The organism is Kribbella sp. NPDC058693 (assembly GCF_042715335.1).
In the GTDB taxonomy this organism is placed as follows: Bacteria; Actinomycetota; Actinomycetes; order Propionibacteriales; family Kribbellaceae; genus Kribbella; species Kribbella jiaozuonensis.
The window spans coordinates 569,760-586,896 of the sequence record NZ_JBHXSQ010000005.1; the positions used below are offsets into that span (position 1 = coordinate 569,760).

The 17,137-nt window shown below is 68.8% G+C and carries 15 protein-coding genes; 2 read left to right on the plus strand and 13 right to left on the minus strand.

All coding sequences use genetic code 11. The annotated features are described in order from the left end of the window. The 5 genes from ACFWUU_RS37005 to ald all read right to left on the minus strand — a co-directional run bounded on the left by ACFWUU_RS37005 (position 1) and on the right by ald (position 4,949). Positions 1 to 402 (minus strand): hypothetical protein, encoded by a 402-nt coding sequence (locus ACFWUU_RS37005; RefSeq protein ID WP_137259594.1) that lies wholly within the window; start codon positions 400 to 402, stop codon positions 1 to 3. Continuing rightward, positions 387 to 1,397, minus strand: a complete 1,011-nt coding sequence (locus tag ACFWUU_RS37010) for an AAA family ATPase (protein ID WP_380092103.1) — start codon at positions 1,395 to 1,397, stop codon at positions 387 to 389. The genes ACFWUU_RS37005 and ACFWUU_RS37010 overlap by 16 nt, the downstream gene beginning before the upstream one ends. 252 nt (positions 1,398 to 1,649) lie before the next feature. Beyond that, positions 1,650 to 2,894, minus strand: a complete 1,245-nt coding sequence (locus tag ACFWUU_RS37015) for a low temperature requirement protein A (RefSeq protein WP_380182849.1) — start codon at positions 2,892 to 2,894, stop codon at positions 1,650 to 1,652. A 10-nt stretch (positions 2,895 to 2,904) separates the two neighbouring features. Continuing rightward, complete coding sequence (xerD, locus tag ACFWUU_RS37020) at positions 2,905 to 3,837, minus strand: site-specific tyrosine recombinase XerD (RefSeq protein WP_380182910.1); 933 nt, start codon at positions 3,835 to 3,837, stop codon at positions 2,905 to 2,907. Continuing rightward, positions 3,834 to 4,949 (minus strand): alanine dehydrogenase, encoded by a 1,116-nt coding sequence (ald, locus tag ACFWUU_RS37025; RefSeq protein WP_380182852.1) that lies wholly within the window; start codon positions 4,947 to 4,949, stop codon positions 3,834 to 3,836. Before ald ends, xerD begins: the two co-directional genes overlap by 4 nt. A gap of 314 nt (positions 4,950 to 5,263) precedes the next feature. Between ald and ACFWUU_RS37030 the strand changes: the two genes are divergently transcribed. Then, positions 5,264 to 6,094 carry an LLM class F420-dependent oxidoreductase gene (locus ACFWUU_RS37030; RefSeq protein WP_380182854.1) on the plus strand — a complete coding sequence of 277 codons (831 nt, stop codon included), beginning with the start codon at positions 5,264 to 5,266 and terminating at the stop codon, positions 6,092 to 6,094. A gap of 36 nt (positions 6,095 to 6,130) precedes the next feature. Here ACFWUU_RS37030 and ACFWUU_RS37035 read toward each other — a convergent pair whose 3' ends face one another. Next, positions 6,131 to 6,535 carry a cupin domain-containing protein gene (locus tag ACFWUU_RS37035; protein ID WP_170990048.1) on the minus strand — a complete coding sequence of 135 codons (405 nt, stop codon included), beginning with the start codon at positions 6,533 to 6,535 and terminating at the stop codon, positions 6,131 to 6,133. Between the two features lie 28 nt (positions 6,536 to 6,563). On the opposite strand from ACFWUU_RS37035, the gene ACFWUU_RS37040 reads away from it, so the two are divergent. Further along, positions 6,564 to 7,166, plus strand: coding sequence for a hypothetical protein (locus ACFWUU_RS37040; protein ID WP_380182856.1), 603 nt, complete (start codon positions 6,564 to 6,566; stop codon positions 7,164 to 7,166). Here the strand turns inward: ACFWUU_RS37040 and ACFWUU_RS37045 are convergent. From ACFWUU_RS37045 to ACFWUU_RS37075, 7 genes are all read right to left on the minus strand, one after another. Further along, positions 7,144 to 7,875 (minus strand): peptidylprolyl isomerase, encoded by a 732-nt coding sequence (locus ACFWUU_RS37045; RefSeq protein WP_380182858.1) that lies wholly within the window; start codon positions 7,873 to 7,875, stop codon positions 7,144 to 7,146. The two genes, ACFWUU_RS37040 and ACFWUU_RS37045, sit on opposite strands and share 23 nt — an antisense overlap. Positions 7,876 to 7,892: 17 nt before the next feature. After that, positions 7,893 to 11,306 carry a GH92 family glycosyl hydrolase gene (locus ACFWUU_RS37050; protein WP_380182860.1) on the minus strand — a complete coding sequence of 1,138 codons (3,414 nt, stop codon included), beginning with the start codon at positions 11,304 to 11,306 and terminating at the stop codon, positions 7,893 to 7,895. A 65-nt stretch (positions 11,307 to 11,371) separates the two neighbouring features. Continuing rightward, the gene (locus tag ACFWUU_RS37055; RefSeq protein WP_380182862.1) at positions 11,372 to 12,022 is read right to left on the minus strand and encodes an NUDIX domain-containing protein; all 651 of its coding nucleotides are present in this window, start codon (positions 12,020 to 12,022) and stop codon (positions 11,372 to 11,374) included. Continuing rightward, a complete protein-coding gene (locus ACFWUU_RS37060) occupies positions 12,019 to 13,728 on the minus strand; it encodes a CTP synthase (RefSeq protein WP_137259603.1) in 1,710 nt (569 codons plus the stop codon). Before ACFWUU_RS37060 ends, ACFWUU_RS37055 begins: the two co-directional genes overlap by 4 nt. Before the next feature lie 21 nt (positions 13,729 to 13,749). Further along, positions 13,750 to 14,775 carry a glycosyltransferase family 4 protein gene (locus ACFWUU_RS37065; protein WP_380182864.1) on the minus strand — a complete coding sequence of 342 codons (1,026 nt, stop codon included), beginning with the start codon at positions 14,773 to 14,775 and terminating at the stop codon, positions 13,750 to 13,752. Continuing rightward, positions 14,772 to 16,349 (minus strand): murein biosynthesis integral membrane protein MurJ, encoded by a 1,578-nt coding sequence (murJ, locus tag ACFWUU_RS37070; RefSeq protein ID WP_380182866.1) that lies wholly within the window; start codon positions 16,347 to 16,349, stop codon positions 14,772 to 14,774. The genes ACFWUU_RS37065 and murJ overlap by 4 nt, the downstream gene beginning before the upstream one ends. Then, complete coding sequence (locus ACFWUU_RS37075) at positions 16,328 to 17,137, minus strand: hypothetical protein (RefSeq protein WP_380182868.1); 810 nt, start codon at positions 17,135 to 17,137, stop codon at positions 16,328 to 16,330. Before ACFWUU_RS37075 ends, murJ begins: the two co-directional genes overlap by 22 nt.

The window sequence follows — 17,137 nt, forward strand, 5'->3', positions numbered from 1 at the left end:
TCACTCCGGGCCCTTGAGCTCCGCGGCCCGGTCCGCGGCGCGGTCTTCGGACGCGCGCAGCCGCCGGACCAGCACCGAGTCCGGCCCGTGGTCGACGAAGTCGGCCAGCAGGACGTCGATCGCCTCGCGGACGATCCGGCCGCGGTCGGCCGTCAGGCCGTGCTCCGCGCGCAGCGCAAGTCTGGTCTGTTCCAAGCCGAGTAGCTCCTCCTCCGTCACGTACACGGTGATCTTCGTGTCGTGTCGGATCCGACCACTCGACTTCCGGTCGTCGACGACCGTCGTACGGGACCGTACGGTGGACGGTCCGTCAGTGGTGGTGCGCTTCTCGGGTCTGGTCTGCTTCGGTGCCGCACCCCCGAAGAGTTCACTGGCACCTGGCAGGCTCACCCGGCGGGACAACGCGCCAGCACCTCCTTGGCAAGGTCGCGGTACTGCGTAGCCGCTTGGGACGAGGGGGCGTACGTCGTGATCGGTTCGCCGACGACCGTGGTCTCGGGGAACTTGACGGTACGCCGGATGACGGTGTGGAAGACGCGTTCGTCGAAGGCCTGGACCACCCGGTCGAGGACCTCCCGGGCGTGCGTCGTACGCCCGTCGAACATGGTGCCGAGGATCCCGACGATCTCGAGCTTCGGGTTCAGCCGGTCCTGCACCTTGGCGATCGTGTCGGTCAGCATGGCCAGGCCGCGGAGCGCGAAGAACTCACACTCCAGCGGTACGACGATGCCGTTCGACGCGGTCAGCGCGTTCACCGTGAGCAGACCGAGCGACGGGGCGCAGTCGATCAGGATCACGTCGTAGTTCGGGATGATCGGGTCCAGCACCCGCTGCAGCGTGTACTCGCGGGCGACCTCCTGGACCAGCTGCACCTCGGCCGCGGACAGGTCGATGTTGGCCGGCAGCAGGTCGAGGTTCTCCACCCGGGTCGGCTGGATCACCTCGTCCGGCGTGATGTCGCGCTGCATCAGCAGGTTGTAGACCGACAGCTCGAGGTCGTGCGGCTGTACGCCGAGGCCGATCGAGGCGGACCCCTGCGGGTCGAAGTCGATCAGCAGCACCTTCCGACCGGTCTCGGCGATCGCCGCGCCGAGGTTGATCGTGGTCGTCGTCTTACCGACGCCGCCCTTCTGGTTGCACATCGCGATCACCTGCGCCGGGCCGGTCTTGGCGGGTGGCTGCGGCACCGGCAGGTCCGGCAGCGGCCGGCCGGTCGGCCCGATCTTGTGACGCGGGCCGTTCGGGTCGTTCACGGGTGCAAGGTCCTCCGCGGTGAGCTTGGCCGTCGGCTTCGGCATCTCCGCATAGTTGTCGGGCAGCGCCCGGGGCGTCGTCACCGGGCGGGGTGGCGTGCTGAACGGCTGGGCCGGCTCCGGGGTCGGGTGGTGCCCCGGGATGCGGCCCGAAAGGTGGTCGGTCACGTGCTCGGTGCCCGGGAATGTCGACTCGTTCATGACTCGTCAAACCTTTCAACCGATACGGGCGATCCCAGCGACTGTAAGCGTGCATTCAAGCACTCTCAACCAGCCACTCCGCACCGGGGTGGGGCTGTTTGTCGACAAAGCTCCGAACCTGGCCGATCACCCACTCCGAGTCACCGGCCGTGACCAGATGATCGCACACCGTCCCGGAAACCCGAGCACCGGGGTCTACCCTTGCACGAGCCGGTTGTAGCTGTAGAACCACGTCGGTACGGCGGCCGCGACGACAGCCAGCGCGTACGCCGGCAGCGAGTGCCCCAGCGCGGCGACCAGGACCGACACGAGCAGACACGGGATCTGCCAGCCGAGGAACCAGCGCAGCCGCACTCTCCCGATGACACCGGCCACGCCGCTGATCACGAAGTACAGCGCGAGCCCTCCGAACAGGTACCAGCGCTCCTTCGTCTCCAGATGCTCCCCGGCCTCCGGGATCAGTCCGCCCAGTCCGGCCGCCATGGCGACGATTGCCCCGGTGACGACGAGGTGAGCGAGCAATGCGGCCCACGGCTCGAGCGGAGTGGTACTGCGGGGTGCCGGCGTGAACCCGTACAGCGTCGTGAGCTGCCACAGTTCGATCAGCAGCCAGAACGCCGCCAGCGAGGCCAGACCGACCCGCCAGTCCCAGTCGATCTCGGTGTTCGCGGCGACCACCTGCGCCAGCGCCTCCCCGAGCACGATGATGACGAACAGCCCGAGCCGCTCGTCCAGGTGCCCCCGCTCGACCTGCGCGGTCGTGATCAGCGGCGGTTTCGCCGGTGCCTCCTCGTGACGCCCGTGCCACAGGCGGCGCAACAACCGGTCCCGGAACTGCTCCTGTTCCTGCTGGCGGCGGATGCTGGTCGCCCGCTGCTCCATCGCCTTCGGGTTGCGAGCACCCATGACGGAGAACATCAGGTCGGCGGCGATCCCGCCGGCCCAGAGCCAGTACGCCGTCTCCGCCGGGACGAACAGTGCGACGACCCAGGGTGCAGCCATGACACCCTGCGTGGCCGGCCAGAAGCCGATCACCTTCCCGTCCCGGCTGGCCGAGCCCGCAGCGATACCCCGACAGACCAGGAACGCGACAGTGAACGCGATCGTCCGGCTGCCACCGTGTGGCTCGTCGCCGTGATCCGGCAGCAGTCCCGGCCACACGCCCGGTACGGAGGCTGCCATCACGCCGATCCCGAGCATCGTCCGCAGTACCGCTCGCCGCCTCGTGTGCTCCCCTGCGACGTTCGCGTACACGCTGGTCGCCGTCCAGACGCTCCAGATCGCGTAGAACATCGCCGCGCAGATGGCGACTTGCCCGATTGTCTCGGCACCGTGCAGCCGATGCGAGATCTGCGCGGCCGCGGCAACCACCGTCAGATCGAAGAACAACTCCAGCCAGCTCGCGTGCCGCTCTTCGGCCGCCGCCGTCTGTTCACTCACGCGGTGAACCTTAAGAGGACAGCGCTCTGGGGTGCGAGGTCGCGTAGACCTCACGGAGCTTGTCGACGGTCACCAGGGTGTACACCTGCGTCGTCGTGACGGACGCATGTCCAAGCAACTCCTGGACGACGCGTACGTCGGCCCCGCCGTCCAGTAGGTGGGTTGCGTACGAGTGACGCAGCGTGTGCGGCGAGATCTCCTTCGAGATCCCAGCCCGCTGCGCAGCGCGACGCAGTACCGTCCAAGCGCTCTGGCGGGACAGGCGGCCGCCGCGGGCGTTCAGGAACAGCGCGTGGGTACCACGACCGCGTGACACCAGGTCGGGGCGGCCACGGACCTGGTACGCCGAGAGCGCGTCGCGGGCGTACGAGCCGACGGGTACTACCCGCTCCTTGCTGCCCTTGCCTCGCAGCAGAACCGCACCGGCGTCCAGGTCGATGTCGTCGACGTCCAGTCCAACTGCCTCCGAGATGCGGGCTCCGGTCCCGTACAGGAACTCCAGGAGGGCAGCGTCCCGAGTGGCCAGAACAGCCGGCTCGGCCTCGGCGCCAGCGGCCGCTGTGAGGATCCGGGTCACCTCGTCGACAGACAGTGCCTTCGGCAGCCGCTGCGGCGGTACAGGTGGCTTCACGGCCGCCGCAGGGTCCACAGCGGCCAGCCCCTCGCGTACACAGAACTTGTGGAACCCGCGGACCGCTACAACGGTCCGCCCGGCGCTCGAAGCGGTCAGCGGCGGATGGTCCGCGTCGCCTTCGCGCAGACGCATCAGGAAATCGCTGACGACGGCCTCGGTGATCCGGCCGAGGTCGTCGATCCCGGCGGAGGCGAGGTAGCCGTCGTACCGGCGCAGGTCACGCCGGTACGACGCCAGGGTGTTGGCGGCCAGGCCGCGCTCCACCGTGAGGTGGTCCAGGTAGGTGCCAACTGCCCTGCTGATGCTCAGACCAGCACCTCGTCGAGCTTCAACTGGGACAGGTCATGGGCCTCGGCGACCGGGCCGTAGGTGACGTGACCGTCGAAGGTGTTCAGGCCGAGTGCCAGGCTGTGGTCCGACTTCAGCGCCTCCCGCCAGCCCAGGTTCGCCAGGTCGATCGCGTACGGCAGCGTCACGTTGGTGAGCGCGTACGTCGACGTGTTCGGCACCGCACCGGGCATGTTGGCGACGCAGTAGAACAGAGAGTTGTGGACCCGGTACACCGGGTCGGCGTGCGTGGTCGGACGCGAGTCCTCGAAGCAGCCGCCCTGGTCGATCGCGATGTCGACGAGCACACTGCCGGGCTTCATCCGGCTGACCATGTCGTTGGTGACCAGCTTCGGCGCCTTCGCACCGACCACCAGCACCGCGCCGATGACCAGGTCGGCCTCGAGTACGGCGCGCTCGATCTCGTACGCGTTCGAGGCGATCGTCAGCAGGTGGCCCTGGTAGATCTGGTCGGCCTGCCGCAGCCGGGCGATGTTGCGGTCGAACAGCTGCACCTGCGCCTGCATGCCGAGCGCGATCGCGGCCGCGTTCATCCCGGAGACACCCGCTCCGAGGACGACCACACGGGCCGGGTGTACGCCGGACACGCCGCCGAGCAGCACGCCGCGGCCGCCGCCCTGCGCCATCAGGTGGTACGCACCGGACTGCGGCGCGAGCCGGCCGGCGACCTCGCTCATCGGCGCCAGCAGCGGCAGGGTGCCGTCCGGAAGCTGCACGGTCTCGTAGGCGATGCCGGTGATGCCGGACTTGAGCAGCGCGTCGGTCGTCTCCTGGCTGGCAGCAAGGTGCAGGTACGTGAACAGCACCTGGTCCTTGCGCATCCGGTGGTACTCCTCCGCCACCGGCTCCTTCACCTTGAGCACCAGCTCCGCGTCGGCCCAGACGTCGTCGGCCGCCGGCACGATCCGCGCCCCGGCCGCGACGAACTCCTCGTCCGGGATCAGCGAACCGTTACCCGCCCCCTGCTCGATCAGCACCTCGTGCCCGCTGCGCACGAACTCGTGCACACCGGACGGGGTGATCGCCACCCGGTACTCGTGGTTCTTGACTTCCTTCGGTACTCCGACCTTCACAACTTGCCCTTCTTTCACGTTCCAGGTGTGCGGCTCACGTCGTTGTGTCCGCGGGCCCGGCGGTTGAGGGGTGTGCCGCTAGGTCGCTGCCGAGTGTAAGCCTCTCCGGTTCATACCACCCGACGGGATGGTCTGATCTTGACAGTACCTTTCCCAGAAGATGACCCCACGGAGAAGAAGTGATCCGGCTACGGTCGGTCACCGCTGATTCGGCAACGATCATTGACGGCCATTCGTTGGGGTCAGGGATGCTTGGAACGGAGCCCGTCCGCCCCGGGTTGTGCGCTGACGTTGGTCGACGAGAGGAGTACGGCGTGGCAGTCGAACTGGGACGGTACGGGGTCTGGCACGGGCCGCAGCACTTCGGCCCGGAACTGGCGGCGGGACTGGAGCAAGTGGGGTACGGCACGCTGTGGCTGGGCGCGTCGCCCGACACCGGCCTGCGCGACGCCGAGGTGTTGCTCGCCGCAACGACTTCGGTTGCTGTCGGCACCAGCATTGTGAACATGTGGAAGTCGCCGGCGGCCGACGTCGCCGCGTCGTACCACCGACTGGAGGACGAGCACCCGGGCCGGTTCCTGCTCGGCGTCGGGATCGGTCACCGCGAGCGGAACGACGACTACCGGTCGCCGTACGAGACGATCGTCAGCTACCTGGACGAGCTGGACGACGCGAAGGTGCCGGCCGACCGGCGGGCGCTGGCTGCGCTCGGGCCGAAGGTGCTGCAACTCGCCGGCGCCCGGACCGCCGGAGCACTGCCGTACCTGACGACCCCGGAGCACACCCGGGAGGCGCGCCGGATCCTCGGCGGCGGAGTCCTGCTCGCGCCGGAGCAGATGATCGTGCTCGAGACCGATCCGGAGGTCGCCCGGGCGACGGCGCGGGACCGGCTGGCGTCGTACCTGCAGCTGTCGAACTACACCTCGAACTTCAAGCGGTTCGGGTTCACCGACGACGACATCGCCGACGGCGGCAGCGACCGGCTCGTCGACGCGATGGTCCTGCACGGCTCCGCGGTCGAGGTCGCCGAAGGCCTGAAGGCGCATCTGGACGCAGGTGCCGACCACGTCGCGATCCAGCAACTGGGACGCGAGGGGATCGACCTGCTCCCCGGCTACGAGGCGCTGGCAACGGTCCTCGCGTAGATGGATGCCCCTGGCAACGGTTGCCAGGGGCACTCACTACTGCATCGTGAAGTCGGCGAAGTCGAAACCGGGTGACACGATGCACGACACCAGTACGGCCTCGTCACCCGCGGGCCGGGCCGCCTGCCATGCGCCGGGCGGGATCACCACCTGCGGCTGCTGCCCCGCCTGCACATCCGGTCCGAGTACGACGGACTCGTCGTCGTACTCCAACGTCAGCGGCCCGCCGGAGTGCCACAACCAGATCTCCGCCGACCGCACCCGATGCAGCCGCGACTCCTCTCCCGGCGCCAGTAGGAAGTAGATCGCGGTCGCACTCGCCCGCACCCCGTCGTACCCCTCCGGCTCGAACTCGACCCCCGACCGCCACGTCTCCCGATACCAGCCGCCCTCGGGATGCGCTTCGAGGTCCAGCAACGTCGCCAACTCCGGCTTCTCCATGAGCCGATTCTCCGGCAGAGTGCGGTGCATGCTGCCTTCCGAGTACCACCGCAGACTTCCGTACGGCGAGCGCATGTCGCCGGAGCCGTTGCTCGGTCACCCGTTCTTCCCGTTCGAGGGTGACGTGCAGGTAGTGCGACTCGCCGAGCCGGAGTTGCCGGAGCCGCCGCGGGGTGGGGAGGCCGGCGGGAAGCCGTGTGCGAAGTGTGCGGATCCGGACGGGTACGTGATCTGGCGGGACGAGCAGTGGTCGTTGAAGACGTTCGGGCCGACCGGGCTGCCGTTCGTGGCGCTGCTCGAGCCGCACGAGCATTACCGGCTCGACAACCTGCCACCCGACCTGACGGCGACGCTCGGGCCGGTGATCCAGCGGGTGGCGAAGGCGATCCAGGGGATCGACAGCGTCGCGCGGACGCATTTCAACCGGTGGGGTGACGGCAGCGAGCACTTCCACCTGTGGTTCATGGCGCGGCCGCTCGGCATGATGCAGCTCCGCGGCGCGATGATCGCGGCCTGGGACGACATGCTGCCGAAGATTCCCGAGGACGAGTTCGCGGCCAACTCGCGGCAGGTCGCCGCCGCCCTCGCGGAGGACGGCGGCGAGGCCGTTACGTCACCAGACGCCGAGTGACCGCGCGATGAGGATGTCGGTCTTGCGGACCGGCGCACCGTCGACCGGAGCCGGGGTCGTCGGCCGTCGGTACGACTCCGCCGGCGGCTACGCGGTCGAGCACGCTCAGCCCGACCCGGTCGACCGAGCCGAAGATCGTGTAGTCCGGCCGCAGCCGCGAGTCCCCGAACACCAGGAAGAACTGCGACCCGTTGGTGTTCGGTCCGGCGTTCGCCATCGCGAGCGTGCCCCGCGCGTACACCTTGCTGACACCCGTCGGATCGGTCGGCCAGTTCGGCAGACCGGTCGGCAACTCGTCCTTGTACGAGTAGCCCGGCCCGCCTTCGCCCGTACCGCTCGGGTCGCCGCACTGCAGCACCTTCAGCGTCGGGTAGAGCGTGAGCCGGTGGCAGGTGGTGAAGTCGTAGAACCGGCTCTTCGCCAGGTGCAGGAAGCTCTGGACCGTGCACGGCGCCTTGGCGCGGTCCAGCGACAGCAGCATCGGGCCCTGGTTGGTCGCGACGAGGACCTTGACGATCCCCTTGTCCGGCGTGTGCTTCGGGTCCGGCGGCAAGGACACCGGACGCGCCGGCGGATCGTCCGGGGTCGCCGTGTACCCGCACGGCCCCTTGGTGGTCACCGGCGCAACGGCCGCGTCGGCCGGTGCAGTGGCGACCAGCAGACCGGCCACCATCACCGCAGCGCCCGCAAGTGCACTTGTCAGTCTCATCAGCAGTCCCCTCCGATTCAGCCCGCTGCCACGGTGAAGAGCCGTAGGTCGCGGTTCTTGGGCAGCGTGATACTCACCGGGGCCTGGGTCAAGGTCACAGGCGCTGTGGCGAAGATGTGCGTCGTGACGTTGTCCTTCCCCCCGCCGGACTCGTTGCGGTACGGCGTGGTCGCGACGATGACATTGCCGTAGTGCAGGGTGTCGCCGCCACCGCCCAGCGTCCAGTCGCTGAACGACAGGTCGATCGGCGACGTACTGCCGTCGGCGTAGTTCAGCGTCGCCGTCGTCTGCTGGTTGCCGTTGACTGCGCTGCCGATGAACGACAGCTTCGTCGTACCGGCGGGCAGGTTCAGGTTGAGCAGCTGGCCGTCGGCGGGCACGTTGTCGGGGTCACCAGCCGGTACGTCGGGCCACGTGAACGTGAGGCCTTGCACAGTCCCGCTGCCCCCAGCAGTCAGCCCCGCCGCGGCCAGCGCCTGGCGGGAGTAGCTGACGCCACCACCGTCGTAGTCGGCCTCGGTGTGGTCGCCGTTGTCGTCGGAGATGCCGACGCCTTCCCGCAGTACGAAGAACGAGTTCGGCTGACCGACAACCACGGTGAAACCGACCTGTGGCAGGGCGGTGCCGTCAGCGGCCTTCATCGACACTGTGACCGGGTAGCGGCCGTCTGGCGTGCCGACTGCAGCGGTGATCGTCACCTGCGCACTGCCGACCTTGTCCACATGAAACGTGCCGGTAGTAGGTGTCGCGGTGAGACCAGCGGGCGCGTTGATCGTGTAGGTGACGTCCTGCGCGGTCCCACTCAACCGGTGGGCTTGCACAGCGATCGGTGCACTGGTGGTGCCCGGTGCGACGACGACGCGGCTGGTGTCGGTCGACGTCTGGAACGGGATCTCACCGGTCCGCCACGACGGCGGTGCGTCCTTGGCTGCAGACCCCCACGAGGTGTTGGCCGTAGTACCCAGCTTGAAGTCCAGCGTCCCGCCGTGCTGCACGAAGGACTCCGGCAGCCACGCCTTGGTCGACGACTTCCCGTTGACCTTCAACGACTGCACGTACTGCGCATCCGCACCCGGAGCGTTGATCCGGATCGTCCGGCTGCCCCGGTGGATCACTGCCTTCGAGAACAGCGGTGCGGCAACCTGCAGCTCTGACCGGCTCGGCACGTCCGGGTACAGCCCCAGCGCGGTCCATACGTACCAGGACGACATCGCACCGAGGTCGTCGTTCCCGGGGATCCCGCCGGTGCTGGTGTTCCACAGCTGGTTCATTGCCTGCCGCAACGTCTCCTGCGTCTGGTACGGCCGGCCGGTGTAGTTGTAGATCCACGGTGTGTTGATCGACGGCTCGTTGTCCATCTCGGCGTGCAGCTCGCCCGCACCGGTCAGCGCCCACGTCCCGTCCGGGTTCTTGAAGAACGCGTCCAGCCGCTGGTTCGTCGCGTCCACACCGCCGATCGCGTCGACCAGTCCGGCCCGGTTGTGCGGAACCATCCACGTGTACTGCGCACTGCTGCCCTCGGCGAACCCGTCGTACGTCGACGGCGTGAACGCGGGCCAGGCGCCGTTGTCGTCCCGGTTCTGCACGTAGCCGCCGTTGTCCGGGTTGAACACGTTCTGCCAGTACTGCGACCGCGTCAGGAACTTCTGGTACGTCGCCTTGTCGCCGGTCCGCTGCGCCAGCTGGGACAACGCGAAGTCGTCCGTCACGTCCTCGAGCGTCTCGACCGCACCGCCCCACGCGTTGGACTTGGTCGGGACGTAGTGCAGCGCCAGGTACTTGTCGAGGGAGGGCCGCTGTCCGATCGTCATGACCGGCTTACCGGCCGAGCTCAGGTCCTTCGCCGTCGGCACGGTCGCCGCCTTCACCAGCGAGCGCAGTGCTCCGCGGGCGTCGAAGTTCGTCCCACCGAACGCATAGATGCCGGCCACAGCAGGCGCCGACGGGTCGCCGGTCATCACCGAGGTACTGCCGGACGCGTGAGTCCATCGATCCCAGATGCCGTCGTTCTGCGTCGCCTGGTTGAGCAGCGACTGCGCGATGTCCCCAGCCCGATCCGGATCGAGCAATGTAACTAGTTGCAGCTGCGACCTGTAGACATCCCACCCAGAGAACGTCGCGTACTGCGCCACCTGTCCCCGCGACACGTAGTGCGGCTTCTGGTCGAAGCCCCAGTACTGGTGGTTGACGTCGCTGAACACGTTCGGGTGCAGCGACGCGTGGTACAGCGCGCTGTAGAAGGTCGTGCGCTGGTCCGTCGTACCGCCGGTGATCTCGATCCGGTCGAGCTGCTTTCGCCAGGCCTGCTTGGCTTTCGCGGCCGTCATCGCGACCGACGTACCGCGCGGGTTCTCGGCCCGCAGATTCGCCAGCGCGTTGGCGGCGCTCACGTAGGAGATGCCGATCCGCATCGTCACCGTGTCGCTCTCGAAGCCGACATACCCACCCGAACCCTTGTTCGCGGGCATCCATCCATCCGGACCGTACGACGTCCCACCCTGAGCCTGTGTGCTCCCGGGTGTGACAGTGGTGTCGGTCCAGGTGCCCTGGTTCTTGAACGGCTGGTCGAACTCCGCGACGAAGTGGAGTGTGTAGTAGCTGCGCTGCCCGACGCTCGCGAGGTACCCGCAGAAGTTGCCGCTCGTCACCGATCCGCTGACCGTGCGATGCGCCGCGTCGATGCTGATAGCAGCGTCACTCGATCCGACCTCGGAGTTCGAGGTACGGAACATCAGCGTCTTGGCCTTGTCGGCCGGGAACGTGAACGCCGCCGACCCGGTCCGCGTCGTCGCAGCCAGCTCAGCCGTCACACCGGAGTCGAGCCCGACCTTGTAGTACCCCGGCTTCGCGACCTCCTGCGCGTGGCTGAAGGTCGACGCGTAGACCTCGTCCTTCGCATCACTCTGCGGCGAGCTCGTCACCTCACCGGCCAGCGGGAAGATCGGGATGTCTCCCGAACCACCCGCACACCCGGTCCCGCTCATGTGCGTGAGGCTGAAGCCACGGATCTTGTTCGCGCCGTACAGATACCCCCCGGGCGCAGCGGTCCGATAAGCATTCCCCCGACTCGTCTCCGGACTGAACGAGAACATCCCGAACGGCAACACCGCTCCGGGAAACACGTTCCCGGCATTGGAAGTCCCGATCAACGGATCCACCTGCTCGGTCGGATCAACCGAACTCGTGGCGATCCGGCTGCTCCCGGCAGCCGCAGACGTACGAAGGCCGACAGCCAATGGATCCGGCGGCGTCGCAGTCGTCGGATGCCCACCTGAGGCAACCGGCGACGGTGAAGGGACGGCGTGAGCCGTAGGAGCAACGGCGACGATCAGGGCGCCGGCGAGCTCGCGCGCCGGGACAGCAGGGGACGACGGACAGGACGACGCATGGGCGGGACCAACCTTGGGGCGGAGTGAGGTGGCGTGTGACATCGTTGTCAGCAACAGATACCCTCACCCACCGCAGTGGGTCAAGACCTCCGCGTAGTTCCGGTACTTCAGCTGTCCTTCGCCGGCCAGGGTGAGTCGGCGGGGCGAAGGGTGTCGAAGCCGGGGCCGTTGAGGGCGGTCCAGGTGGCCAGCGAGCCCATGACGAGGATCGGGTTCTGGAGCTGGCCGGCCAGGACCGCACCGACCACGTCGATGAGCGGTGCCCAGACGGTCTCCATGTCGGCCTCTTCGTGGAGGCGTTCGAAGGACTCGTTGGCGGGCGACAGGTCGCGCGCCAGGAAGATCCGGACGGCCTCGTTGGTGAGGCCGGGCGAGGTGAACGCGTCGACCAGGATCCGCCAGTCGGCGGCCTTGGTCGCGGTCTCCTCCCACAGCTCGCGCTCGGCGCCCAGGCGGTACTGCTCCCCCTGGACGTCCAGCAGGCCGGCCGGCGGTTCGAGCAGCTTGTAGCCGACCGGGTGCCGGTACTGGCGCACCAGCAGCATCCGGTTGTTGTCGTCAAGCGCGACCACGCCGACGGCGCCGGGATGTACGACGACGTCGCGCACGAACGCCTCACCGACCGGCGGGGCGATGGTGTCCCGGCGTACCGAGATCACGCGGCCGGTCTCGTGCACGACCTCGGACGAGGAGACCGGCCAGTGCTCCGGCTGGTCGGCGAGCCCGGCGCCGAACCGCAGCTCGGGATGATCCGTCATCGGGTCTTGACCGGGGTCTTCTTGGCTGCGGCCGGCTTCGGCTCCTCGACCGGGAGCCGGGACTCGCGCTGCCGGTCCAGGGCAGCTGCGACCAGGCCGGAGAACAACGGGTGCGGCTTGGTCGGCCGCGACCGCAGCTCCGGGTGCGCTTGGGTGGCCACGAAGTACGGGTGCACGGACCGGTCCAGCTCGATGAACTCGACCAGCTCGTGGTCGGGCGACAGGCCGCTGAACACCAGGCCGGCCGTCTCCAGCTTGTCCCGGTAGGCGTTGTTCACCTCGTACCGGTGCCTGTGCCGCTCCTGGATCGACGGAGCGCCGTACAGACCGCGGACGATCGAACCGTCGGCCAGGTTCGCCGGGTACAGGCCGAGCCGCATCGTGCCGCCGAGGTCGCCGGAACCGGAGACGATGTGCTTCTGCTCCTCCATCGTCGCGATCACCGGCTGCTCGGCGTCCGGGTCGAACTCGCTGGAGTTCGCGTCGACCAGGCCGGCCAGGTCGCGGGCCACCTCGATCACCATGCACTGCAGGCCCAGGCACAGCCCGAGGATCGGGATGCCCTGCTCGCGGGCGAACCGGATCGCGCCGATCTTGCCCTCGATACCGCGCACCCCGAAACCGCCGGGGATGCAGATCGCGTCGACGTCACCGAGCAGCCGGGCCGCAACCTCGGGCGTGGCGCACTCGTCGGACGCGATCCAGCGCAGGTTCACCCGGGCGTCGTTGTCGAACCCGCCCGCGCGCAGCGCTTCCGCGACCGACAGGTACGCGTCGGGCAGGTCGATGTACTTGCCGACCAGCGCGACCGTGACCTCGTCCTTCGGATGGTGCACGACCCGGAGCAGCTCGTCCCAACGGGTCCAGTCGACGTCGCGGAACGGCAGGTTCAAGCGGCGTACGACGTACGCGTCGAGGCCCTCGGCGTGCAGCACCTTGGGGATGTCGTAGATCGACGGCGCGTCCGGCGCGGCGACCACGGCCTCCTGGTCGACGTCGCACATCAGCGAGATCTTCCGCTTCACGCTGTCCGGGATCGGCCGGTCGGCCCGGCAGACGACCGCGTCCGGCGCGATACCGATCGAGCGCAGCGCGGCGACCGAGTGCTGGGTCGGCTTGGTCTTCAGCTCACCGCTCGGCGCCATGTACGGGACCAGCGAGATGTGCAGGAAGAACACGTTGTCGCGGCCGACGTCGTGCCGGACCTGCCGCGCGGCCTCGAGGAACGGCAGTGACTCGATGTCACCGACGGTGCCGCCGATCTCGTGCAGTACGACGTCGACGTCGGCGCCCGCCATCGCGAGCATCCGTTCCTTGATCTCGTTGGTGATGTGCGGGATGACCTGCACGGTGTCACCGAGGTACTCGCCGCGGCGCTCCTTGGCGATGACGCTGGAGTAGACCTGTCCGGTGGTGACGTTGGCGACCTGGGAGAGGTCCCGGTCGAGGAAACGCTCGTAGTGCCCGATGTCCAGGTCGGTCTCGGCTCCGTCGTTGGTGACGAACACCTCGCCGTGCTGGAACGGGTTCATCGTGCCGGGATCCACGTTCAGATACGGATCCAGCTTCTGCATCGTGACGCGGATGCCCCGAGCCGTCAGCAGACTGCCGAGGCTGGACGCTGTCAGTCCCTTACCGAGACTGGATGCCACGCCACCGGTGACGAATACGTGCTTGGTCTGCTGGGAAGTCGAAGCCCTGTCCACGGGTCTCCAGCCTACCTCTTGTCAACCACCGGTCGCGACGAGACCCGCGTAGATGTCGAGCAGATTCTTTGCCACCGCGTCCTCGTCCATCCATCGAGCGGACAACTCCCGGCCGCGTGTCCGCATAGCGTTCGCCGTCTCCGGCTCGGCCAGAACCGCCCGGACACCGTCGGCCAGCCCGTCCGCGTCGCCCGGAAACGCCAGTACTGCGCTGTCCCCGACCAGCTCGGGTACGCCGCCGACCGCCGTCGCCACGACCGGTACGCCGACCTGCATGGCCTCCTGGATGACCAACGCGCGGGCCTCCCAGTGGGAGGTGAGCAAGAACACGTCGGCCGCACCGAGCAGGTCGGCCACGTCGTTGCGGTGTCCCAGCAACTGCACCGGCAGGTTCTCGGCGTCGATCCGGGCCTGCAGGTTGTCCCGTAACGGTCCGTCACCGACCACGACGAAGACCGCGTGCGGAGTGGACTCGTGGACCCGGGCAGCCACCGACAGCAGTGTCGGGTAGTCCTTCTGCGGCGCCAGCCGGCCGACCGTGAGCACCATGGGCCGGTTTCCGATACCAAGCGCGTGCCGGACGTCCGCGCGCGGCGTACGGACCCGAGGCATCGCCGGAGCGGCCACCGGAGCGAGCTGAGCGTTGCGAGCGCCCAGGCTCTTCGCCAGCTCCACCAGGTCGCTCGAGGCGCCAAGGGTCAGATCAGCGCCTCGGGCAACCAACCGCTGCCCCATCCGCATCATCAGGCCACGCGGCCCGGGTGCGATCACTGCGTTGTGCCAGGTGACGACCAGCGGACGCAGCCGCGACCTGTCCCGCAGGGCAGTCATACCCGCGCGGTAGCCGTGCGCATGGATCACGTCGCAGCCGCGCAGCCCGGCCGCCTGCGTGACAACCGTCGCCGGACCGAACTCGAAATGCTCGGCTGTGCCGGGCGGTGCACACACGACGACCTCGTGCCCGGCACTCACGAACCGCGGCACGAGCGAGGCAACGTGCTGCCCGATGCCGCCCCGCGACTCCGCGAGCAGCAGCCCGATCCTCATCGCTTCTCCCGTCGAACGAGTGCGCGAGCGTCCGCGCGATCCAAGACAAGCACGACACCGGCGTACACCAGGACGACAGCCAGGCCGGAGAGGATCGCGAACACGACCGCCTTCGCCGGTCCTGCGTCGCCGGCCGGTACCGAGACCAGCCAGCCCGCCGCTCCTGCCAGAGCGGCACCGACCAACGTTGCAAGGGTCGCACGCGCAAATCCGGTCAGCACAGTCGGGCCCGCCTCTCGTCGGAGCACTCCGAGCAGCACCACCGCGCCGATCACCATGCCGACCGACATCGCTGCCGCCAGTGCCGGCACCGCTGCCCATCGGGCAGTCAGCACCACACCGGCCAGCGCCACCAGTACCCAGGCCGCAGACGTCACAACAGCCACCTCACGACCGCAGTGCCGCGCGTACAGCACCCGGCCGACATGCATCAGTACCGCGAAGCCGATCGCCGCCGGGGCGAAGAACAGCAGCCCGTCGACGAGCGCGGTTGCCCTCGACTCGACGACGGCGCCGTCGTCGTACGCGAAGATCCTCGCGACCGGTACCGCGGTGCCGACCAGCAGCGCGGCCCCCGCGCCGCCCGCCAACATCACCGCGCGGGTGGAGGTCGCCGCGTAGTACTCGAACCGCTCCCCCGCGTCGAACGCGGCCGCCAGTCGCGGGAACACGGCCGTCGTGATCGGGACCGCCAGAACGGCGTACGGCAACAGGTAAACGGCGTTGGCCCACGCGTAGACCGCGATGCTGCCCGGCACCCCGCGATGGTTTGCCAAGTACGTCGTCACGACGAAAGTCAGCTGCTGCGCGATCAGTACGGCGAGACCCGCCAGCGCGAGCCTGCGCAGGACCGGGCCGACGCCGGGGTCGAGGCGCAGCGTCGGCCTGATCGGCAGGCGGAGGAAAAGCATCGGGATCAGCACCGTGAGGGCGAGCGCCGCGACGCCGGCCGTCGTACCCCAGGCGAGCAGGTCGGTCGCTCCGCGCGCGGCCGCATCGGCGTTTGGAGCAGCGGTTGCGAAGACGATGTACGTCGCCACGACCACCAGGCTCGAGATCAGCGGCGCCATGGCACCGGCCGCGAAACGCTTGTGGGACTGGAGAACCGCGGTCGCGATCACCGCCACGGCGTACCCGAAGACCTGCGGTACGAAGATCGCCAGCATCCGGGTCGCGGTCGCGGTCGTACTGCCGCAGTCGGCGCCGGGGTCGAGCATAGCGTCGGTGTACCGGCCCGCCAGAACCCAAGCCAGCAAGGCGACCGGCGTCAGCAGCACCAACGACCAGGACAGCAACGCCCCGATGATCCGCCCCTGCGCCGCCCGGTCCCCGCGCGCCACCGGTCCGGCGAGCACCGGGATGACGGCGCCCGCCAGCGCTCCGCCGGCGACGACCTCGAACAGGATGTTCGGCAGCTGATTCGCCGTCGTGTAGGCCTCGGCCAGACACCCGGCACCGACCGTCTTCGAGAAAACCAACCACCGGGCGAACCCGACCACCCGCGCCAGAACGGTGATCGCCGCGACAACCAGCGCGGCGCGGGCCAGCCGACTCACCTGGGTCGTCGGCCCCACTGGTCGATCTTGTCGAGGACAGGGGTGTCGGCGATGACCTTGGTGAAGCTGACCTTCTCGCTCGCCAGGTTCAGCCCGACGATCGCCGCCAGGACGAGGGTCTTCAACGGGCGCGGGAGCGACGCGGCCAGCGCCGTACCGGTGATCGCGCCGAGGCCGTTCGCGCCGCAGTCGCCGAGCATCGAGCGTTCGCCGAGGTCGGAGGGTGCGGAGGCAGCAGCAGCGCCGGCGACAGCACCGGCCGGACCGCTCACGACGGCGAGCGGAGCGTTGAGCGCCGTGACTGCCTTGAGCGCGCGGCCCGGGCGGAGGTCGAGGAGGTTGGTGAGGTTCGCCGTACCGGCGATCAAGGCGCCGTCGGCAACGACTCCGGCGAAGGCCTTGAAGCCACTGGACTTGCGCGGCAACAGGGCCGCGGCCGCGAGACCGGCGGCGCCGACGCCGAGGATCTTCACCGCGCCGCTCGTCACCTCGCCGCGCTTCAATGCGCTGAGGTGGCCGCGGAAACCTTTGGCCTGCGTCGTCCCGCGCAGATCGTCGTACGCACCGACCGCACCGGACACGGCGCCGGCGACCAGCGCGGCCGCCTTCACCTTGCCGCTGCCGCGGGACGCGGCGACGCCGGCGAGCGCGCCGAGCACCGCGACCGGACCCTCGAGCAGCGTGACCGACTCACCGCGATGGTTGGTGCGCTCGAACGGCTCCCGGTTCTCCTTCGGCAGCTTCTCCGCTGCGCGCTCGAGCCCGGCAGTAGCGGCCGCCGCAACGACAGCGCTCAGAATTCCCAC

Excerpts from the sequence above, each read along its gene's own strand:
- ACFWUU_RS37035 (WP_170990048.1), bottom strand. The coding sequence starts at position 6,535 with ATGGAGAAGCCGGAGTTGGCGACGTTGCTGGACCTCGAAGCGCATCCC.
- ACFWUU_RS37040 (WP_380182856.1), top strand. The coding sequence starts at position 6,564 with ATGCTGCCTTCCGAGTACCACCGCAGACTTCCGTACGGCGAGCGCATG.
- ACFWUU_RS37045 (WP_380182858.1), bottom strand. The coding sequence starts at position 7,875 with ATGAGACTGACAAGTGCACTTGCGGGCGCTGCGGTGATGGTGGCCGGT.
- ACFWUU_RS37050 (WP_380182860.1), bottom strand. The coding sequence starts at position 11,306 with ATGTCACACGCCACCTCACTCCGCCCCAAGGTTGGTCCCGCCCATGCG.
- ACFWUU_RS37055 (WP_380182862.1), bottom strand. The coding sequence starts at position 12,022 with ATGACGGATCATCCCGAGCTGCGGTTCGGCGCCGGGCTCGCCGACCAG.
- ACFWUU_RS37065 (WP_380182864.1), bottom strand. The coding sequence starts at position 14,775 with ATGAGGATCGGGCTGCTGCTCGCGGAGTCGCGGGGCGGCATCGGGCAG.